This is a genomic window from Labrenzia sp. R5_0, from assembly GCF_017743835.1.
GTDB lineage: Bacteria > Pseudomonadota > Alphaproteobacteria > Rhizobiales > Stappiaceae > Roseibium > Roseibium algicola.
This window is the reverse complement of record NZ_JAGHRK010000001.1, coordinates 1,474,584-1,495,658: the sequence shown is the minus strand read 5'-3', so window position 1 is coordinate 1,495,658 and position 21,075 is coordinate 1,474,584. Positions and strand designations below refer to the sequence as shown.

General features: G+C 57.1%; 14 protein-coding genes and 1 pseudogene. 10 read left to right on the top strand and 5 right to left on the bottom strand.

Going from position 1 to position 21,075, the window contains the following annotated elements:
- Window positions 1-40 precede the first annotated feature (40 nt).
- The 4 genes from J7447_RS06830 to J7447_RS06815 all read left to right on the top strand — a co-directional run bounded on the left by J7447_RS06830 (window position 41) and on the right by J7447_RS06815 (window position 8,828).
- Entirely contained in the window at window positions 41-2,023 is a 1,983-nt protein-coding gene (locus J7447_RS06830; RefSeq protein WP_209009516.1) for an autotransporter assembly complex family protein, read from the top strand.
- A gap of 5 nt (window positions 2,024-2,028) precedes the next feature.
- Window positions 2,029-6,375, top strand: coding sequence for a translocation/assembly module TamB domain-containing protein (locus tag J7447_RS06825; protein ID WP_209169142.1), 4,347 nt, complete (start codon window positions 2,029-2,031; stop codon window positions 6,373-6,375).
- 197 nt (window positions 6,376-6,572) lie between these two features.
- Window positions 6,573-6,944, top strand: coding sequence for a helix-turn-helix domain-containing protein (locus J7447_RS06820; protein WP_228148044.1), 372 nt, complete (start codon window positions 6,573-6,575; stop codon window positions 6,942-6,944).
- Window positions 6,945-7,370: 426 nt separating this feature from the next.
- Complete coding sequence (locus J7447_RS06815; RefSeq protein ID WP_209169141.1) at window positions 7,371-8,828, top strand: NAD-dependent succinate-semialdehyde dehydrogenase; 1,458 nt, start codon at window positions 7,371-7,373, stop codon at window positions 8,826-8,828.
- A gap of 33 nt (window positions 8,829-8,861) precedes the next feature.
- Here J7447_RS06815 and J7447_RS06810 read toward each other — a convergent pair whose 3' ends face one another.
- Together J7447_RS06810 and J7447_RS06805 are read right to left on the bottom strand one after the other, a co-directional pair.
- Complete coding sequence (locus tag J7447_RS06810; protein ID WP_209169140.1) at window positions 8,862-11,627, bottom strand: EAL domain-containing protein; 2,766 nt, start codon at window positions 11,625-11,627, stop codon at window positions 8,862-8,864.
- A 76-nt stretch (window positions 11,628-11,703) separates the two neighbouring features.
- On the bottom strand, window positions 11,704-12,717 hold the full coding sequence (locus J7447_RS06805; protein ID WP_209169139.1) for a FecR family protein: 1,014 nt from the start codon (window positions 12,715-12,717) through the stop codon (window positions 11,704-11,706).
- 330 nt (window positions 12,718-13,047) lie between these two features.
- Here J7447_RS06805 and J7447_RS31510 point away from each other — a divergent pair, with 330 nt between their 5' ends.
- Window positions 13,048-13,398: a hypothetical protein gene (locus tag J7447_RS31510; RefSeq protein ID WP_353653761.1), complete on the top strand. Its 351-nt coding sequence runs from the start codon at window positions 13,048-13,050 to the stop codon at window positions 13,396-13,398.
- 201 nt (window positions 13,399-13,599) lie between these two features.
- Here the strand turns inward: J7447_RS31510 and J7447_RS31505 are convergent.
- Window positions 13,600-13,839 (bottom strand): annotated as a pseudogene (locus J7447_RS31505) (hypothetical protein); the annotation flags it as partial.
- 632 nt (window positions 13,840-14,471) lie between these two features.
- Window positions 14,472-15,191, bottom strand: a complete 720-nt coding sequence (locus J7447_RS06795) for a glycerophosphodiester phosphodiesterase family protein (protein ID WP_209169137.1) — start codon at window positions 15,189-15,191, stop codon at window positions 14,472-14,474.
- Between the two features lie 423 nt (window positions 15,192-15,614).
- Here J7447_RS06795 and J7447_RS06790 point away from each other — a divergent pair, with 423 nt between their 5' ends.
- The 5 genes from J7447_RS06790 to J7447_RS06770 all read left to right on the top strand — a co-directional run bounded on the left by J7447_RS06790 (window position 15,615) and on the right by J7447_RS06770 (window position 20,221).
- Complete coding sequence (locus tag J7447_RS06790) at window positions 15,615-16,199, top strand: YceI family protein (protein ID WP_022999451.1); 585 nt, start codon at window positions 15,615-15,617, stop codon at window positions 16,197-16,199.
- 52 nt (window positions 16,200-16,251) lie between these two features.
- A complete protein-coding gene (locus J7447_RS06785; RefSeq protein WP_209169136.1) occupies window positions 16,252-16,836 on the top strand; it encodes a cytochrome b in 585 nt (194 codons plus the stop codon).
- A 23-nt stretch (window positions 16,837-16,859) separates the two neighbouring features.
- Window positions 16,860-17,417 carry a YceI family protein gene (locus tag J7447_RS06780; RefSeq protein WP_022999453.1) on the top strand — a complete coding sequence of 186 codons (558 nt, stop codon included), beginning with the start codon at window positions 16,860-16,862 and terminating at the stop codon, window positions 17,415-17,417.
- A gap of 151 nt (window positions 17,418-17,568) precedes the next feature.
- Window positions 17,569-19,206, top strand: coding sequence for a fumarate hydratase (locus tag J7447_RS06775; RefSeq protein ID WP_055653891.1), 1,638 nt, complete (start codon window positions 17,569-17,571; stop codon window positions 19,204-19,206).
- Window positions 19,207-19,627: 421 nt separating this feature from the next.
- On the top strand, window positions 19,628-20,221 hold the full coding sequence (locus J7447_RS06770; protein ID WP_031268808.1) for a L,D-transpeptidase: 594 nt from the start codon (window positions 19,628-19,630) through the stop codon (window positions 20,219-20,221).
- 82 nt (window positions 20,222-20,303) lie between these two features.
- On the opposite strand, the gene J7447_RS06765 is transcribed toward J7447_RS06770, so the two are convergent.
- Entirely contained in the window at window positions 20,304-20,873 is a 570-nt protein-coding gene (locus J7447_RS06765; protein WP_209169135.1) for a TetR/AcrR family transcriptional regulator, read from the bottom strand.
- Window positions 20,874-21,075 lie beyond the last annotated feature (202 nt).

The following is a 21,075-nucleotide window of genomic DNA, read 5'->3' as shown; positions in this document are numbered from 1 at the left end:
CAGATGCAATTCGGCTGACCAATTAAACAGGCGGCAGTGAGTGAAGGGTCTACCGTCTTGCAAGTCCGGCAGGTTCGCCGGCAAGCGTTTCAACGCATTTTCCTCATTGGCAGCCTGGTTGGCTGGCGGTGTTTCTTTTGTTGCCTTGCGCCCGGCTGGTGCTGGGTTGGCCTGTGCCCTTCTTCTTGCTGCTCCCCTTCCCGCAAATTCCTTTGAAATATTCGGCTGGAAGTTTTTCGAATCGGCGGAAGACGAAGCCAACGCTGTTCCCGATCCCCTGCCCTACGAGGCAGACCTGACAATCTCCAATGGTGCGGATGATCTCACCAAGGAATTGAAAGACGCCTCGCTGCTGGTACAGCAACAGGAAAAGCCGCCCTCCGGCGAGGCAGGCCTGCTCGCACGCTCTCTTTCTGATCGCGAACGGCTGATCGCCCAGCTTTATGCCGATGGCCGCTACGGTGGAACTGTCGATATCACGCTTGCAGGCATTCCGCTTGAAACCGCTCTTGAACAAAGTGATTTGCCTGACGCTCGGCCGGTGAAGGTTGAGATCCTGGTCAATCCGGGGCCGGTCTTCACCTTCAGCAATATCGACGTTTCGTCCCAGGACGGCGATCTGTCCACCGACCCGTCCTTCTGGGGCCTCGCGAAAGGCGAGGTCGCTGCTTCCGGCAAGATCCTGACGGCGGAAAAGCGCATGATCGCGGTTCTGCGAGATCGCGGGTATCCTAAGGCGCGGATCGCTGAACGCCGGATAACGGCGGACCATAGCACCAATACCCTCGCCGTGGTGCTGATCGCCGATGCCGGCCATCAGGCACGTTTCGGCCCGGTCTCGGTCAAAGGTACGGAAGTCACTGACCCGGATTTCGTCGTCCAGCAGGCAATGCTTCCGGTCGGAGGCGTCTATTCGCCTGAAGACCTGGCCCGTGCACGCAAACGGCTCAACGAACTCGGCATCTTCTCGTCCATCCGGCTCGTGGAAGGCGAAATCGAAGGGCCAGACGGCACCATGCCGGTCACCATCGAGGTGAGCGAGCGCAAGCGCCACGTGATCGGTGCCGGTGCTTCCTGGTCCAGTACCGAGGGCTTTGGTGTCGAATCCTATTGGCGCAGAAGAAATCTCTTCGGCCGGGGAGAATTGCTCTCTGTTGAAGGGTCCGTTGGCAGGATCGGCAACGAGAGCGTCCTCGACATGGAGTACTCGGCGCGGATCGCCTTTGAAAAGCCAGGCGTTTTCGGCCCGCTTACCAGCTTTTCGACCAGCCTGCAGGCACGCCAGGAACATCCTGACGCCTACAAGAGCCGGTCGATTACCTATGACGCCTATCTCAACAGGGAATTTTCCGAGCAGCTGAAAGGCCGCGCGGGCGCCGAGGTCTTTTACGCCAATGAAGAAGACGCCTTCGGCGATGGCGACTATCTGCTGGTTGGACTGCCGGCGGACCTGACCTTCGATAACCGTGATGACAAGCTCAATCCGTCCAAGGGGATTTTCGCTGCCCTGTTTGCAGAGCCCGCTTACGATACCCTGAACAGCAACGCGATGGGTTTCATCAAAGGCACTGTTTCCAGTTACTATGCGCTCGATCAGGCCAAGCGTTTCATTCTTGCGGGCCGCGTCTCCACAGGGTCGATCCTGGCGCCGTCCGTGGAATCGGTTCCCGCCAGCAGGCGGTTCATCGCCGGTGGTGGCGGGTCCATCCGGGGCTACGCCTATCGCAACGTCGGTCCACGCAAGGATGGTGAAGTTACCGGTGGACGCTCAATTATCGAGCTTTCCGGTGAAGTTCGCGTCATGGTAACTGAAACTATTGGAATCGTTGGATTTGTTGATGCAGGTAATGCATACGAAGACAGCATTCCTGATTTTTCCGAGAGCCTGAAGGTGGGCGTTGGCGCTGGTCTGCGCTACTTTACTCCAATAGGCCCGCTTCGAGTCGATGCTGCGGTGCCGCTGGATCCGGGACAGGATGACCCGGACTTCGCCCTTTATGTAGGTTTGAGCCAGGCGTTCTAACGCAGATGCGTTTTCTGAAACTTTCCTTGCGAATCTTCGGATTCCTGATCGCTGTTGCGATTGCTGTTCCCGTCCTCGCCATTTGTGCCCTGCAAGTGCCGGCGGGCCGCACCTTTATGTCCAGCGTCGTCAGCACTCTTGCCTCGTCCGACAATCAGACCATCACGATCGAAGATTTGTACATCAGCTTTGGGCTGAAGGCTGAAGTCGGCAAGGTCTCCCTGGCCGACAAGGAAGGAACCTGGCTGAACGTCGAGAACATTGCCGCCGACTGGCATCCCATGCGGCTCCTTGCCGGCAATCTCGATATTTCTTCTCTCACCGCATCCCGGATAGATCTGGAAAGAACACCTGTCCAGCCACCGGCAGAAGAGGTGGCTGTGACCGAGGAGAGCAGCTCATCGGGTGGTGTATCGCTACCATTTAACGTCACTCTCGAACGTCTGGGCCTTGACGAAATCAACCTTGGTGCTCCCCTGCTGGGAGTACCTGTCTCCCTGACGGCCGCAGGATCAGGCTCTTTCGCGCTCGACCCGGCACTTGTCACTGCCGATCTCGACCTGCACCGGATCGACGGCATAGAAGCCGGTCTTGTGGCCAAGGCACAGTTTGAACCCGCCGCCGAAACGCTTGCCTTCGATATTGAAGTGTCCGAACCGCGTGGGGGCCTTGCCGCACGGCTTCTTGAAGTTCCCGACCTGCCCGCGCTGGATCTGTCGCTCAAAGGTGATGGTCCCCTGACCGACTGGGCAGCCAACCTGAGTGTGGCTCTCGATGGCAGGACCACCGTCACCGGTTCGGCAAAAATCGAGGAAAATGCATCTGAACGGCATCTGGCCTTCGATCTGGACGGCGATCTCGCGCCGCTTGCACCTCCCGCGGCACAAGCCTTTCTGCTCGGAACGACAAATGCCAAAGGAGCTGCCAGGTTCTCTACGGAGTTCGCCCCTCTTTCGGCCAAACTGACCTTGAAAACACAAACGCTTTCTCTGGAAGCAAAGGCCGATCTTGAGGACGATGCTGTCAATGCCACGGCGGATCTTGCCGTAAGTGCCGGGAATGACGCGCTGATTGCGCTCGACCTTGGCGAGAGGCGCATTGCCTTCGGTCCGTTGACCGGAACGGTACGTGTTTCCGGACAACGCTCCGCGGTCGACTGGCAAACCAAGATTGACCTGAAGTCACTGCAGACAACGGAAGCCAGGACTGGAGCCATCACGCTGTCGTCCTTCGGAAATGGAGCAGATCTCTCCGAAGGAATGCTGACGTCACCCTTCTCGTTGTCGCTCGCCATTGACAGGCTGGAAGGCATTACCCCGCAAACAGAGCCTTTGACCGGTTCGCTTGAATTGAAGGCTACGGGCGCCGTGAACGGCGCAACCCAATCGGCCGAGATCAAGGATCTGACCCTTTCAACCGCTGTCGCCTCGCTCGCTCTGTCGGACACGAACCTGTCAGCCGACGCTGTCAATGGATCGGGCAGGCTTTCGCTCGCCGACCTTTCCCGTCTGTCGGGCCTGGCAGGCCGTGATCTGGCCGGTGCTTTGAACGGAACATTTTCGCTGGATCTTGATCCAAGCCAACTGTCGGGCACGATCACCAGCGCTCTCGTCACCAGGGATGTCGGGACGGCAATTCCTCAGGCCGACGCGCTTCTTGAAGGTGAAACACGCATCGACGTGTCCGTCGATCTTCAAGGCGTGGACGATATTTCCGTCACCAGTCTCGCTGTTTCGAACAAGGCGCTGGATGCGAAAGGGAATGCCCGTTACCGGCAGAACGAACTCAGTTCCAGCCTGACGACCAGCCTTGCCGATCTCGCAAAGGTCGATCCGCAACTTGCTGGCTCGGTAGAACTCGAAGCGAGCACGGAAGGTCCGATCGACGCGCTTGAAGTGCAGGCGGTCGCCTCTTCAAAGCAGATCATGCTTGCAGGCACACCTCTGGATGACTTGAAACTTTCTGCAGAGGCAACGGCCAACCCAGCCGCGCCTACAGCCAAGATTACCAGCAGTGCCAGCCTGAACGGCCAACCCATTGCCGTTGATGTCGAGCTCACCAGCAAGGACGGTGGGGCAAGTGTCAGCCCGCTTTCCGTCAAACTGGCCGGCAACACCGTGACCGGTGAACTTTCTCTGGCAGATCTCGACAAGCCTGTTGAAACGCTCAAGGGCACGTTGAACATCGATGCTCCGGACCTTGCCTCGCTCTCTCCTCTCCTTCTGACGGAAATCGCCGGACGTGTTCAAGGCACAGTGACAGCCAATCCGGAAACGCGGCAACTCGCACTCGACGTTTCCGGAAGCGATATCAGCGTGCCCGCAGTCAGTCTCGGCAGCGTGAAGCTCAAGGCCAATCTTACTGCCCCTTACGAGCCGGAGACCGTTACTGCGGACATTCAGCTTTCAGACATCCTGACAGATGCGACACCGGTTCATGCGGTCAGCCTTCAGGCCCAGCCTCAAAACGGCGGCACCGCAATCACGGCGGACGTCAAGCTGGACAAGAACGGCAAGGATGGCGTGACGCTTGCAGCGCAGGTGAACGAACCGGAAGCTGGCTCCTACGTCGTCGCCCTGTCCGAGCTTGCCATGCGATATCAGGGTATCGCCAGCCAGTTGAAGCAGCCGACGACCATTTCCTATGCGGCCGGTGAAGCGACGATCGAACCACTGGAGCTTCAGCTTGGCAATGGCTCGCTTGCGGTGTCCGGCAAGGCCGGCGAGACGCTTGACCTGAACGCCAACCTGACATCCATTCCGCTCAATCTTGCCAACGCCTTTGTCCCCTCGCTTGGTCTCGGCGGTGCTCTTTCCGGGAAAGTGTCTGCCACAGGTAGCTCATCGGCTCCAGAGGCGACCTGGTCGATCTCCGGAACAGGTCTGACGGCTAACGAATTGCGAAACAACGGTCTGGCCGCGCTCAGTCTGTCGACCTCAGGCACATTGAAGGACAACCGGATCGACCAGACGACCAAGGTCAGCGATCCGAATGGACTGAACCTCACGGCTGCGGGAACGGTCGGGCTGCAGAAACCCAATCCGATTGCTCTTACCCTGAATGGCAACGTGCCGACTGCGGCGCTCAGACGCCCCATGATCGAGGCAGGTTTGCGCGGTGAAGGTACAATCGCCCTGAGCGGCAATGTCGGCGGTTCGGCGGCAGCCCCCACTTACCAGATCACCGCCACGCCCAACGGTTTGAAGATCACCAGCCTGTCGACAGGTATCACTGTTCAGAACATTCGCGGCACGGCTTCGGTCAGCCAGAACGAAGCGTCGCTGAACGGCATTGCCGGTGACCTTGCGACGGGCGGCTCCATGTCTGCGTCAGGCACTGTTGGCATGAAGGACGGATTTCCGGCGGATCTCAGCCTGAAACTGGACAATGGGCGCTACGTCGATCCTGGCCTGGTGACTGCGGAAGTGGATGCGGATCTCAAGGTTTCCGGTCCGCTTGCTTCTACCAGCGCATCTGCTCTTATCAGCGGTCAGGTATCGATCAACAAGGCGGACGTCTCAATTCCCGAGTATCTGCCCGGTGCGATACCTCCCGTTGATGTTCGGCATATCAATGCTTCCAAGGCGATCCAGCAGCAGGTTGCAGAACTTGGTGGCGAAGTCTCCCAAACACAGACCCAGCAAAAGACCTTCCCGCCGCGTCTGGACATCGTCCTGTCCGCACCGGGACGGATCTTCATTCGCGGTCGTGGTCTTGATGCGGAACTACAGGGCAATCTCAAGATCGTCGGCACAACGGCCTCGCCGCAGGCAATCGGTGCTTTCGGACTGAAGCGTGGCCAGCTCGACATTCTCACACGCCGCCTGATCTTCTCTCGCGGCAACGCCACTTTCGAGGGCTCACTGACACCAGTCCTCGACTTTGCGGCAACGACAGTCGTGAGCGACACCACCATCACCGTTACCGTGAGCGGCGAGGCAGACGATCCCCAGATCGCGTTCTCCTCGTCCCCCGAACTTCCGCAAGATGAAGTTCTGGCACTGCTTCTGTTCGGCAAAAGCGTCGGCAACCTGTCGCCCACACAGGTGGCACGGCTTGCGGCGGCCATAGCCACGCTCACCGGGGGCAGCGACAACGGACCGCTTGCCACGATCCGGAAGTCTCTGGGTCTGGATGCCATCGACATCAACACGGACGGGGACAACGGCCCTTCGGTCGCTGTCGGCAAATACATCAATGACAACATCTACGTCGGCGTTGAACAAGGCACGGGTACCGGTTCCAGCCGGGTGAAGGTCGACATTGACCTGGACCGCGGACTGAAGGTCCGTGGTGAAGTCGGTGCGGACGGATCTTCTAAGGCCGGTATCTTTTTTGAACGCGAGTATTGAGCCCACTCCCGTTCCCGGCAAATCTGACAGGGGCGAAGCGTGTAGCCGCCGCTGGAAACCGCGATTGCGACAAATTGCCCGCCAACGGTTGCGGTGCACTCGTGTCTCGTGCGAGTGTGCCCGCCATGACCAAACAATTTATGAGAAATACTCCGTCCCATCCGGAGGAAACCGTTTTTTCGGTGACGGAGACAGCCGTGAATGACGGGGGTGCAATCATGTCGGTGAACAGCAGTGACTACACTCTGGGTGAACGGATCTGCAAGGCGCGCGATGCCTCCAATCTTTCGACCGCCCAGCTTGCACGTCGGCTGGGCATCAAGACATCCACCCTGCAGAGCTGGGAAAGTGACCGGTCCGAGCCACGTTCCAACAAACTCGTTTTGCTTGCCGGTATCTTGAATGTAAGCCCGACGTGGCTGCTGGTTGGCCGGGGGACACCGCCGGTTTCGGAAAGCAGCACGACCTCCGATCTCGACAGCATGCGTGTTGCCCTCGACAGGGTTCAACGCCAGGCTCAGGCACTTGCCGACGAGATTGCCACGCTACAGGATCGTCTTGAAGGCTGATCCATTTCGCTGAATGACCAATCTTCTTGTAACGGCCGCCAATAAAAAGGTGGCCGTTTTCAAACGTGTGATTTGCTTGGCTCAAAATTCTGCAAAGCAATGGGACTGGTGTCCTTCGGCGCCGGCGTTAAGTGCATCAGCCGCATCCCCGCCCCTCTTGGGTCGCCAGACGGTGGCCTGACTGCTTGTTTGTCTGCCTACTATTTTCCGGCACAGTACGCTTGGCCGGGAAAAGCGCTTGCCAGACCTCGCGCCTCCCCCCTATCTCTAGGTCAACGATTTCCTGGCCGGAATCGAGCGAAGGCCCGAAAGCTGGACCCTCCAGCCTTTCTGGCTCCGCTCCTCGCGTTCGTCAGAATGCACTCACTGCCGGGCGATCCGTCAGACCACCAGCGTCTGCCCCTCTCACGGTTCAGGAAACTACCCATGTCATTGAATGCTGCACTCTTGAAGGAAAAAGTGTTTATCGGCGGAGCATGGAGCGACGCGGACAGCGGACAGACCGTCGCCGTAACCAACCCTGCGACCGGAGAGACAATCGGAACCGTTCCCTTTTGCGGGCGTCCTGAAACCGCAAGGGCGATTGCGGCTGCCGAGGCCGCGCTTCCCGCCTGGAAAGCGTTGACGGCCGAGGCGCGGGCCAATCATATGCACGCTCTCTGCGATGCCATCATGGCCGACCTGGACGACCTGGCCGCCCTCCTGACCACGGAAATGGGCAAGCCGCTTGCAGAAGCCAAAGGCGAAATTGCGCTTGGTGTGAAATACATCCGTTTCTTTGCCGAGGAAGGCAAACGGGTTTATGGCGACACCATCCCCTCGCCCTGGGCAGACCGCCGCATTCTGGTGACCAAGGAACCTGTCGGGGTCGTCGGCTCGATCACTCCCTGGAATTTTCCGAATTCGATGATTGCCCGCAAGCTTGGCGCAGCCCTGGCCTCCGGCTGCACAATGGTGATGAAGCCTGCCGAATTCACCCCTTATTCAGCGCTGGTCTACGGCGTGATGGCGGAAAAGTCCGGTCTTCCCAAGGGCGTGATCAACATCATCACAGGTGACGCTCCGGCGATTGGCGAGGAGATGTGCGAGAACCCCGTCCTGCGGAAACTGACGTTCACCGGTTCAACCCGTGTCGGCAAGCTGCTGGCCGGGAATGCAGGCCGCAACATGAAGAAGATCTCCATGGAGCTCGGCGGCAACGCGCCCTTTATCGTTTTCGACGATGCCGACCTCGACAAGGCCGTCGAAGGAGCAATTGCCAGCAAGTTCCGCAACTCCGGGCAGACCTGTGTCTGTGCCAACAGGCTCTATGTGCAGGCAGGCGTCTACGACGCTTTTGCCCAGAAGCTGAAGGACGCGATGGCGGCGCAGCTGAAGGTCGGCAACGGTCTTGAAGCCGGAACGACCCAAGGCCCGCTGATCAACGAAGCTGCGGTCGAAAAGGTCGCCGATCACGTGCAGGATGCGCTGTCCAAGGGTGGTGAACTGATTGCTGGCGGACACCGCCCCAACGGCCCGGGAACGTTTTTCGAGCCGACACTGATCACCAAGGCGACGTCCGATATGAAAGTGGCGCGCGAAGAAACCTTTGGCCCGCTTGCCGTTCTGTTCAAGTTCGACACTGAAGAAGAAGCGGTGCGACTTGCCAATGACACCGAATTCGGCCTCGCCTGCTACTTCTATACCAAGGATCTTGGCCGCACTTTCCGCGTCATGGAACAGCTTCAGTACGGTCTTGTCGGGGTCAACGAAGGCGTCATCACGACAGAGGTTGCCCCCTTTGGCGGTGTCAAGGACAGCGGCATGGGCAACGAAGGCTCGAAGTACGGCCTGGACGATTATCTGAACGTGAAATACAGCTGCATCGGCGGCCTCGGCATGTAATTGCCTTGCGTCCCGGCCCAACGCCGGGACGCATTACGCTGCGTTGAGCAGTGTCGACTGGAGATTGGCGGAACTCATGGGGCGCCCGAAAAGGTAGCCCTGACCGTACTTGCAGCCCAGTTCGCGAAGCCGCTCTGCCTGTTCACCGGTTTCGATGCCCTCGACGATGACGGACATTCCATAGCCCTTCGCCATATGCAGCACTGCCTCGATCACGGAGATGTCCTGTTTGCTGGCGATCGACTGGCGAACAAATGTCTTGTCGAGCTTGATCTTCGAGAACGGATACTTGGGCAGGTAGCCGAGTGAAGAATAGCCGGTCCCGAAGTCGTCCAGTGAGAAGTTGCAGCCAAATGCCCGCATTTCTTCCATGGCAAACTTCAGGTCGAGCGTTTCATCGATGAACAGGGATTCCGTGATTTCCAGATCCAGTAGGTCCGAAGGAAAGCCCGTTCTTTGCAGTGCCTCGCCGACAGTGGCAACAAGATTGCCGCGACTGAACTGTATGGCCGACACATTGATGGACAGACGGAGGTGGCTCGACCAGGTCAGCGCTTCCTTCATTCCCCTGTTCAGTGCCCATGCGCCCAATTCCACGATATAACCGTTCTCCTCTGCAATCGGGACGAACTCGGCGGGCGAGATCGGTCCCAGTTCCCGATGGTCCCATCGCAGCAAGGCTTCAACACCGAAGATCGACCGGTCGGCCAGGTTGGTGAGTGGCTGATAGACCATGTGCAGCTCGTCTCGAACGATTGCCTTGAAGAGTTCCGTCTCCAGTTGGCGCCGGCGCTGCAGTGCTGCGTCCATCTCCGGCAGAAAACGCAGGACCGGCGACCGGTTGTTTCGCCGGACTTTGGCAAGGGCATTGCCGGATTTCTTCAAAAGATGCTCGGGTGTCATGTCCCCACTGGAAACGATGTACCCGAACTTGAGCTGCACCGAGATCCTGGCGCCTTCGATCTTGTAGTCCTCGCCGATCACTTCCTGAAGTGACTCGATCAGCGCCAGATCCTGATCCGGCTCACAGCGAAATACGCCTGCAAAAACATCTGCTGTGATGGCTGCCCATGTCGTGCGAGCGGAAAGATGGCTTTTCAGACGCATTGCGACCGTTTCACGAAGCTGGTCACCGTAGGAAAATCCGAGCGAAGCAACGATCTGATCGAAATTGGCGATCGCGAACTGAACCAGACACACTTCCTGGCCCGTGCCGCGAGCCAGCTTAAGCGTTGCGGCAACTTCTTCTTCAAAACCGTTCCGGTTGAAAAGCCCGGTGCTTGGATCGAACCGTGCGAGATAAGCAAGGCGTTCCGCGGATTCCTTTTCTTCCGTCACATCCCGACATGTCAGACAGGCGACCGCTTCGATTTCCATATCGCGCAGTTTCTTCGATTTCGCGACCGTGCGCTCCGAGCGCGTGACGACATATTCGATAAACCGGCGTCTTCCGTCATCCAGGCGCATGTCCAGGATCTTGGCCACTGGCTGACGGTTTCCGGGGTCGGCAAGAACTGACAATGCTTCTTCAACCAGCTCCAGCGGCAGTACATTCCTGGCAGGCTTACCGACAAGAGCATCGCTTTGGAACAACGAGCGGGCCATTTGGCTTGCAGCGGAGACACGACCGTCATTCTGAAGGACGACGATTGCATCAAAGCTGTCGTCGAAGACAAGACCGAGCATACGCTCGCTGTTGCGGCGTCTGACGTTGGCGATGTGCGAGAGGAACTTGTGAAAGCCCAGTTCCCGCAGGACGATGCTTGCGGCTGCCAAAAGCAGAATGAGATGCGAACTTGCGGTCGGCACAAGAACGGGAGCCGACTTCTGGATGGCAATGGCACCAATTTCAAACATGATCGCACAGAGTGCCAGAATGCTGATCTTGAGGGACCAGCCTTCGATTTTCGTCAGAAGCAGAGCGAAGAAAACAAGGAGAGCCCACAGGACCGCAATCCCCTCACCCCTGACTTCCATGGCCCTGTTCTGCAACAGCGTTTCGGCGCCGAGAGCCTGGATTACACTTCCCGGCAAGACATCGTAGACGGGAACAGGAAACAGGTCGCGAAGCTCCTGCGCACTTGCACCGACGATCACCTTCTTGTCCAGAAACAGACCTGGGGCCGCTGACTTGTTCAGGACATCAACAAGCGATACCCGCTCAATCTGTTCCAGTGAGATACTGTAATCAATGCCGAAACTTCCGGCTGCGTCTCCGGTGTACTCACCCAGGAGAGTCGCGGCAGAGATCTCCGAATTCCCATTGATTTCGAAACCGTACAGATTTCGCCAGATGCGGCTGTCGGTTTCCATCGGAACCATGACGACGACCGGCCAGGCTACATTCAGAAACTGTTCGATCGGCTGGTTGACGACTTCCCCAGCGTGCTGTTCAGCCGAAGCAGCTTGCCGAAACACGGCAAGGCTGACGTTACCGGCGCGCTCGATCGCGGCTGCAAACAGCGTGTCATCTTCAGGATTGGAAGCTGAGCTGAAATCGATGTCGAATACGATGTCGCGGGCGCCCGCTTCAGCCAGATGATCTGTCAGGTCGGCATAAAGACGGCGCGGCAATGGCCATACGCCGAGTTCATTCAGGCTTCTGGCATCGATATCCACGACCACGATGTCGCCGGAGACCGGTCTTTCGATCGTGTGGAAACGAAACTCCCATAGAAACCGGTCGAACGCCGTGGTCAGGGCAACCGTGCGCAGAACAGCCACAGCGGCGATCACGCCGACCACGATCAAGACCGCGCTCGCTATCCGTTTCCGCTGTTCAGAGCTTCCGATCAGCACACCCACCGCCCACTTTCTCAGTCCGCACTTCAGGTGTCAGTGGCATAGCCTCGCACCTGCGGCATCCTGATTACCGTCAATTCTTGTTTTTTCCGTTTCCGTTTCCGGAATTGCCTTTGCCGTTCCCGCCGGCATTGTTGTTTCCGCTCCCGGAATTGCCATTTCCATTGCCACCGGAATTCCCGTTGCCGTTACCACCGGAATTGCCGTTACCGTTTCCGCCTGCGTTGTTGTTACCGCTTCCGGAATTGCCATTTCCGTTGCCACCGGAATTCCCGTTGCCATTGCCACCGGAATTGCCGTTACCGGTTCCGCCAGAATTCCCGTTACCGTTTCCACCGGAATTTCCGTTGCCATTGCCGCCGGAATTGTTGTTACCTTTGCCGGCATTCCCGTTCGAGTTCGCCGATTTCGCTTCTGCTGCATTTGATGGCACGTTTTTCACGGCCGGCGTTTCGAATGCAGGCGCGCGCTTGGCTCCAGATTTTACGGTCGGTTTGGTGCGACCGCTTACAGACAGGCCAACCCGGTTCGACGGTGCACTGGCAGCAGCCTGACCGGCTGTCAGGTTCACCCTGTCGCCGGAAGCAAAATCTTCCACAGCGACGACGCCACGTTCGACGGAAACGCGTGCCTGCTTGCCCTGCACATTGACCTCAAATCGCGTACCTTTGACCACAGCGGCAAAGAACGGGGTTTCGACGGTGAAATGCGGCTGCTGCCGTTTTTCAACATCGACCTCGATCGTCCCCTTTCTCTGCAGCAGCGTGGTCTTTGTTCCATTGCTGCGGAATGATGACATGGCAAAGGTGGTGTTTGGCCCAACGGCGATGGTTTCGCCGCCTCTGCCTATGAGAGCGCGGGCACCTGCCCTGGTTCCGATGGTGTAGCCTTTTTCAAACACCATGCCCTTTTTGACACGGAATGCTTCCACGCCAGGCGCAACGAAATAAACGATGCCGGACACACGTTTGACGACCCAGTCCGAAGCATTCGCAGCAGCAGGAAACAGGACCAGAGCTGCAAGCAAGAGGACCCGCAGAAGTGATCCTGCTTTCCGCTCAACTGAATACATAGCGTCTTTTTTCATCTTGCTCTTCAACACGTTACGACTGAATGTCAATGCCGTGCGCAGAACCCACGGACAGGTTTATTGAGCTCTACACATCCTGTGTAGCATTTCAGCGTTTAACCCAACGTGAAGACAGGCGGAAAATATTGCCTATGCTCGTCACTAGTTGCGATAAACGACTACTTCAAAACAGAAAGGAGCTAGGTAATCTTCCGTAACATACGGAGTTACCCAGCCCGACCTCCACGACTTGCGTCCGGCAATACGGATTGCTTGTCGTCATATTCCTGGAACGCCTTCAGCAGCAGCGAGACTTAATATCCCGGGCGATGCCTTTTCGCAGACGGAGTGGCGTTACCGACCCTTGCCATTCCCGTTGCTGCCGGAGTTGCCATTGCCGTTGCCGCCGGAATTGCCATTCCCGTTGCCGCCGGAATTGCCATTCCCGTTGCCGCCGGAATTGCCATTCCCGTTGCTGCCGGAGTTGCCATTGCCGTTGCCGCCGGAATTGCCATTCCCGTTGCCGCCGGAGTTGCCATTGCCGTTGCCACCGGAATTTCCGTTGCCATTGCCACCGGAGTTGCCATTGCCGTTGTTCCCCGAGCGGGAATTTCCAGCATTGCCCCGGTTGCCGCCATTGGCAGCTCTTGCTTCAGCTTTGGTAGCTGGCACGTTTTTCACTACGCGCGTTTCGAATGAAGGGGCCCGTTTGGGGCCAGAACGCACTTCAGGCTTGTTCTTCCCACTGACGGATAGACCGACGCGGCGCGAAGGGTTAGTTGCGGCCGCCTGACCGGCGCCCACGTCGGCACGATCTCCGGATGCAAAATCATGAACACCGACAACGCCCCGCCCCACATTGACCGACGCAGTCCTGTTGCCAACCTTAACCCTGAACTGAGTTCCTTTGACAACAGCGGCAAGGAAAGGGGTTTCCACCTTGAAATGCCGATACCACCGGCGCTTTACGTCCACATCTACCTGACCACGGTCCTGGTAGACGACCATTCGCTTGATCAGGACGCCCTTCGGCTCAAGCGTCACAACAGAATTTGGAGAAACAACGAATGTTTCTTCACCCCGATTGATGACTACACGCCCACCGCCGGTCTTGATCTTCCATCCCTTGCGCACCGTCATGCCACGCTTGACAGCAAAGGTCTCGCCAGTTCGCGTTTGCACCATGACCCGGCCGCTGACGCGTTCGACCGACCAGTGCCACGGCGTGCCACCCGTTTCCACGTCTTGCGACAATGCCTGTTGAGAAAACCAGAAGGCCATAAGGGCAGCCAGCAGAAGCGACGCTGCCAACCGCATCCGGCGATCCCAGAACTGTCCAACGTCATCAGCTTTTGCTGCCATGCAACTGGCCTGACCTGAGCGATTGACGTTTATTTTGTTGGACATGGGAGCCCTCTCTTGGCCCGGCTTCAGAAGCTCGGCAAGCTATTCCGCCCCCGTTAACAAGACTTGAATTATAATGGGAAACCTTTTTATTTCATTCTTTTAGTAAAAATTGTTCTATCATCTAACGTTTCCAACTTTTTCCCATATTAGATAAAATTTTAATATTAAAACTATTTAAGATTGTATTTTTGGATTACTAAAGAAAAATCACAATCATAGATACCTGCGACCCCTGATCGCAATGGCGTATGACGCTCAAAATATTTTTTCAATCAATCCAAAACAAATCGGCCAGGAACCCGTAGGTTCCCGGCCACGCCAGTCAATGATTTCCGTCGGAGTGCAATTTGCATCACGCTGGAGCGTCAGACTGTTGCCAAAAGCTCTTTTTCCACGGACTTGAAAATTTCGACCTGGTCGATGTTCATTTGCTCGACGCCGCAGCGCACGGCTTTCTCGAAAACGGCTCGTTCAGACCCGGCGTAGAACATCTGCGTAATCAATCCGGCCTGCTTTGCCTCGTTTATGAGGTTCTCTTCCAGGTCATCTTCATGGAATTCCAGGATATGCGCACCCTGGGCAACGGCGCGCTCGACCGAACCAACGTGAGCGTAAAGAACCATGCGTCGCAGGTCCGGTACCTTCGCACGAGCTTCAGCGCGGATTGCCTGATCGAACGAAAACGTCCAGGCGTCGCTCAGCATGCCGCGGACTGCCAGCATGTCGCGAATTTCCGCGGGATCGCCTTCCTTGATCTCAACATAGGTGCCAATACGGCCCTTGCAGGTATCCAGAAACGCGTCGAGCCTTGGAACTCGCTCGCCCTTGAAGGTCTCCTTGAACCAGTTCCCTGCATCAAGATGGTCAATTTCGTCGGAAGTCATATCCGAAATTCGGCCACTTCCATCCGTCGTTCGGTCAACGGTTGCATCGTGCATCACGTAAAGGATGCCATCCCTGGACGGCCGAACATCCAACTCGACAACCTCGGCGCCAAGCGCAATTGCTCCCTCGAGCGAGGCAATCGTGTTTTCCGGAGCCTGAAGGCTGGCTCCACGGTGGCACACAACGACGGCTTGTTTCACGGTTAGGTCTCCTGTGTCTCCAGAGTGATATCCGGAGCTTGGATAGGGCTGGCAAACGGCCACTCTAGAGGGAAGTCGATGAAACAGGTGCCTGAAATTCTTGATGAAATGATGACACTGCAACTTCCCTCGCAATTTCAGGTGCTTACCGGTCGCAACAACCCTTAATTGAATGACTGAACAATTCACTTCAGCCTCGGAATTCTATCGCGATTCTCACCCAATACCGCAGGGTCGACTTTCTATCCCCCTGACGCTTGAAAATCTTTCCAAAGCCGCACAGTTAACGGTGAAGAAATCAACTGAATTATTGTTCAGCATTTACGAACAGTCAGTCAAATTGCACCGCACAATTTTCTTCCTATGTTCCAGTCTGCAGCGTTCATGAGCGAACGCTTCTGGTAACATCTATGAGGTTTGATCATGATCCGTCTCGCAGCTTCTGCGCTTGCCCTTTCCCTCGTCGCAGGCACCGCCCTTGCCGAACCGGTGGCCTACGACTTCGACAAGTCCCACGCCAACCTGGCTTTCTCCTATAACCACCTTGGCTACTCCACGACCGAAGGCCGTTTCGGCGAATGGGAAGGCACGCTGCTGATCGACAAGGACACGCCTGCCAATTCCTCCATCGAATTCACGATCGACGTCGGCAGCCTCGACACGTTCTGGGCAGAGCGCAACGCGCACTTCCTGAGCGCGGACTTCTTTGACGCTGAAAAATTCCCGAAGGCGACCTTCAAGAGCACCAAGGTCGAAAAGACCGGTGACAACCAGCTGGAAGTGACCGGCGACCTGACCATCAAGGACATCACCAAGCCGGTGACCCTGACCGTTGATGTCACAGCACTTGGTGAGCACCCGATGGCGAAGAAGGAAGCTGCCGGTTTTGCCGTTTCCACAGTTCTGAAGCGTTCCGACTATGGAATGGACATGTATGTTCCCTATGTAGGTGACGACATTACCGTGACCTTCCATTCCGAAGCTCTGAAGTCCGACGCGACCAACTAAGTGAACACCCTCGGAGGCCGGACAGACCGGCCTCCGTTTTCCAGGAGCCGCCATGCTGCGCAACACTTCAACCGGGTATGGAAGAATCGCCATTGCGTTCCATTGGACGATGGCAGTCTTGATCATCGGCATGCTTGGCCTCGGCCTCTACATGCACCAGCTTCCCCCGACCGAACAGGCAACCTTCGAGCTCTATCAGTTGCACAAATCGATCGGCTTTGTGGTGCTGACGCTTGCCGTGCTCCGTCTTGTCTGGCGCCTTCTCAATCCTTCGCCGAAACTGCCTGACAACATGCACCCGCTGGAAAAGGCCGGGGCGCATCTGGGGCATGTCGGTCTATACGCGCTTCTGTTTGCACTGCCACTGACCGGTTGGTTCATGGTGTCGGCCTCGCCGTGGGGCATTCCGACCATCCTGTTCAACACCTGGCCAGTGCCACATCTGCCGGTTCCAGGTGTGCTTGGTTCGCAGGAACAGGCGGAAACCTTCTTCAAGCTGCTGCATGAATACGGCGCCTATCTGCTGATCGCGCTGATTGTCGTCCATGTCGCAGCTGCGCTGAAACACCACTTCATCGCCCGCGACGCCACGTTGAAACGCATGATTTCAACCGCACCCGCCAAGGTCGATAGCTGACAACACGAACTGGAAATCCGCAGATGACATTGAAGCATTTTACATATGCCGTTGCAGTCCTGTCGGCGACGACCTTCACCGCACCGGCGTTTGCCGACACCTGGAAAGTCGATCCGGACAAGAGCAAGCTCGGCTTTGAAGTCAAACAGGGCGGCGGCACGCTGACTGGCGTCTTCGCGTCCTGGGAAGCAGACATCGATTTTGATCCTGCGGCCCCTGAAACCGCCAAGATCAGCGCTGAAATCAAACCCATGAGCGCCACCACCGGCAACGCCCAGTTCGACGGCACCCTGCCTGGCAAGGACTGGTTCAACGCCGGGGACTTCCCGACGGCCGAATTCACGTCCGACACTGTCGAGCTTGTCGAAGGCAACAGCTACCGGGCACAGGGCACGCTCTCCATCAAGGGAATTTCCCAGCCGGTCGAGATGGATTTCACCCTGGACATCGCGGGCGACACCGCCACAGCAAAGGGGACGGCCATCGTCAACAGGCTCGACTATCAGCTTGGCAGCGGCGTCGGCACCGACACGGTCGGAGATATCGTCACCGTTACTCTGGATCTTACGGCGATCCGCTGACATCGCGTTCGGCAAACAAGACTTCCGGCTCCGACCATTTGATCAGGCTGCGGCACTTGGCGTCCGCAGCCTTTTTGCCGTATGAGAACAGCACTCAACGTTCCAGCGCTTCCCGATGTGACGGGAAGCAGCCAGATCAGGAAAGCCTCCTATGAACGCTCCGCTCACACCTCCAGCTTATCAGCACAGCGCCCTTTTCCCTCAGGGAGAAGACAAGACCCCGTATCGGAAATTGACGTCGGACCACGTCAAGACAGCCGAGTTCAACGGCGAAGAGGTACTGGTTGTCGAAGCTGAAGGTCTACGCCTTCTTGCCGAAGAGGCCTTCAAGGACATCAACCATTTCCTGCGTCCAGGCCACCTGGAACAGCTGAAGAAGATCCTGGAAGATCCGGAAGCGACCGAGAACGACAAATTCGTTGCGTTTGACCTCCTGAAAAACGCGAACATCGCCTCCCACGGTGTTCTGCCAATGTGCCAGGACACGGGCACCGCAATCATCATGGGCAAGAAGGGCCGCCGGGTCTGGACCGACGGGTCGGACGAAGCCGCACTCGGCGAAGGTTCCCGGGACGCCTATTTCAAAAAGAACCTGCGGTATTCCCAGCTTGCGCCGATTTCGATGTTCGAGGAAAAGAACACGAGCAACAACATGCCGGCACAGATCGAGCTCTATGCCGAAGGTGAAGATGCCTACAAGTTCCTGTTCATGGCCAAGGGTGGCGGTTCGGCCAACAAGACCTTCCTGTTCCAGGGCACGCCATCCCTGCTGACCCATGACCGGCTGGTGGAATTTCTCAAGGAAAAGATCCTCACTCTCGGAACTGCTGCCTGCCCGCCCTATCACCTTGCGATCGTCATCGGCGGCACGTCTGCGGAAATGAACCTCAAGACAGCAAAACTGGCTTCGGCCCGCTATCTTGACGGCCTGCCGACGCAAGGGTCGGAACTGGGACATGCCTTCCGTGACCTTGAGCTGGAAGCCGAGATCCACAAACTGACCCAGGCAACCGGCGTCGGTGCCCAGTTCGGCGGCAAGTATTTCTGCCACGATGTGCGTGTCATTCGCCTGCCGCGTCACGGCGCGTCCTTGCCAATCGGCCTCGCCGTGTCCTGCTCTGCGGACCGGCAGGCCGTCGGCAAGATCACGAAAGACGGGATTTACCTGGAGCAGCTCGAGATGCACCCGGAAAAATACCTGCCGGAGGTCACCGACGACCACCTGTCCGACAATGTGGTGAAAGTCGACCTGACCCGGCCGATGTCCGAAATCCTGGGCGAACTTTCCAAACACCCGATCAAGACCCGGTTGTCGCTTTCCGGACCGCTGATCGTTGCCCGCGACCTTGCCCATTCCAAGCTGCGCGACCGGCTGGAAAGCGGCGAGCCCCTGCCCGACTATTTCAAGAACCATCCGATCTATTACGCTGGCCCGGCCAAGACACCGGAGGGAATGCCTTCAGGTTCGTTCGGTCCGACAACCGCAGGACGTATGGACGCTTACGTCGATCAGTTCCAGGCAGCCGGCGGTTCCATGGTCATGCTGGCCAAAGGCAACCGTTCCGCTCAGGTGCGCCGCGCCTGCCAGGCTCATGGCGGGTTTTATCTCGGCTCCATCGGCGGTCCGGCCGCTCGCCTTGCGCAGGATTGTATCAAGAAGGTGGAAGTGGTCGAGTTCGAGGAACTGGGCATGGAAGCCGTCTGGAGAATCGAAGTCGAGGATTTCCCGGCCTTTATCGTCATTGATGACAAGGGCAACGACTTCTTCAAGGAATTGAACCTCGGCTGAACGCGGCTTCAGCTGAAAACACCAGACCCGCGGCTTTTGCCGCGGGTTCTTTTTTGTCTGTCGACACACCAACATCAGTAACCACGCGCCGTTTTGGCGCGATTTGGATCGCGGTCATACGATTCGGCATCAGGCGCGGAATCGCCCAATCCGGATCAAAGATAGCTGACGATTTATGACAAGGCGGGCAAATTCCACAATCTCAGCGAGCGAACGCGACTTCATCGCGTTTTTCACGAAAAATCCGTTGCAATTTCAGCACAGACGCAGGACATGGTCGGTGGTCACATCAACGTGAGATTTTCCCGAACGCCGTTTTGCGACATAATAATTAAGAGTGCGGCAAGGACATTTTCGTAACGTCACTTTGATTGAGAATCGCATCGTTGAGGCACGAGCCCGATGCTGATGGGGGATCGGAATGAAGAAACTTTTATTTGTAATGGTTGCGGTTCTGGCGGGCGCTTTTGCGCTGACCGCTCAGGCAGCTCCGCGATATGGCTACTTTGACCACAGCACGAACACCTGGGTCACTCCGAAATATCACCCGGGCGGCCCGTCCCCGGTCAAACGCAAGCGCGTGAAATATGATGGCCCCTACCCGGCAGGCACGATCGTCATCGATACCTCCGAGCGCCGTCTTTATCATGTCCTGCCTGGTGGCAAGGCCATGAAGTATGGCGTCGGCGTTGGCAAGGATGGCTTCCAGTGGGCCGGTACGCACCGCATCACCCGCAAGGCTGAATGGCCGAGCTGGACCCCGCCTGCACAGATGCGTGCTCGTGAACGTGCGAAAGGCCGTATCCTTCCGGCTTACATGCCGGGTGGACCGAACAACCCGATGGGTGCTCGCGCGATGTACATCGGCTCGACCCTCTACCGCATTCACGGCACGACTGAGCCGTGGACCATCGGTTCGGCTGTCTCTTCCGGCTGTATCCGTCTGGCAAATGAAGACGTGATCCACCTCTACAACAGCGTGACTGTTGGTTCGAAGGTCATCGTGAAGCGCTAAACTGCGGCACCAATTATCAAGAAATAAAGCCGGGCCCTGCCCGGCTTTTTTATTTGATGCTCACTTCTAAATCCCAGCTTGATCAATTTTCCGGGATGTGGGCATCGATCAGTACCGCTGCCGCGTTCTTTGCCGCATCTGACGGATCCGGGTCGAACCCCATCTGAGCGGCAACGATTGCCCCCTCCTTGAGAAGGAGGATCTGTCGCGCCAGCAGATCCGCCTCGCGAGACCCCGCCTTTTCCGCAAGGCTCCTGAGTGCCGACAGAAGCAGGCGCTTGTGTTCGGTGGACTGGACATATGCAGGGTGTACAGGGTCCTGAAACTCAGCCGATGCCTTGATGAACATACATCCCTTGAAACCGGGCTCTTCGAACCACTCCTTCAAAATATCAAAAACTGCGAGCAGCTTTTTCCTTGGCGAAAGATCGCGTTCATCCAGCCTGCGCAGGAACCAGTTCCGGAAAGTCTCGTCCCGGTATCTCAACACCGCCAGGATCAGATCATCCTTGGTTCTGAAATGCTTGAACATCGTCGTCTTGGAGATGCCTGTTTCAGCAACAAGCGTATCCATGCCGGTCGCATGGAAACCGTCTCTGTAAAAGACAGCCAGAGACTTGCGTACCAGTTCATCGCGTTTGCTTGGTCGCATGAGCTTCCTTTCTGTACTGACTTGTAAATAGTCAAACATCAGCGATCGTTCAAGATACCCAAAATAGGTGCTACCCAAACAGCCGAAACACGACCTCCTCACGTTTTAATGATCTCAGGCACGAAGTTAGCGCCTTGCCATCATGTACAGATCGGTACATATGTAACTCGTAACTGAACAGATCGGTACACATTTATCTGTT

Excerpts from the sequence above, each read along its gene's own strand:
- J7447_RS06765 (WP_209169135.1), bottom strand. The coding sequence starts at position 20,873 with ATGCGACCAAGCAAACGCGATGAACTGGTACGCAAGTCTCTGGCTGTC.
- J7447_RS06805 (WP_209169139.1), bottom strand. The coding sequence starts at position 12,717 with ATGAAAAAAGACGCTATGTATTCAGTTGAGCGGAAAGCAGGATCACTT.
- J7447_RS06780 (WP_022999453.1), top strand. The coding sequence starts at position 16,860 with ATGACATTGAAGCATTTTACATATGCCGTTGCAGTCCTGTCGGCGACG.
- J7447_RS06785 (WP_209169136.1), top strand. The coding sequence starts at position 16,252 with ATGCTGCGCAACACTTCAACCGGGTATGGAAGAATCGCCATTGCGTTC.
- J7447_RS06790 (WP_022999451.1), top strand. The coding sequence starts at position 15,615 with ATGATCCGTCTCGCAGCTTCTGCGCTTGCCCTTTCCCTCGTCGCAGGC.
- J7447_RS06775 (WP_055653891.1), top strand. The coding sequence starts at position 17,569 with ATGAACGCTCCGCTCACACCTCCAGCTTATCAGCACAGCGCCCTTTTC.
- J7447_RS06770 (WP_031268808.1), top strand. The coding sequence starts at position 19,628 with ATGAAGAAACTTTTATTTGTAATGGTTGCGGTTCTGGCGGGCGCTTTT.
- J7447_RS06815 (WP_209169141.1), top strand. The coding sequence starts at position 7,371 with ATGTCATTGAATGCTGCACTCTTGAAGGAAAAAGTGTTTATCGGCGGA.
- J7447_RS06825 (WP_209169142.1), top strand. The coding sequence starts at position 2,029 with ATGCGTTTTCTGAAACTTTCCTTGCGAATCTTCGGATTCCTGATCGCT.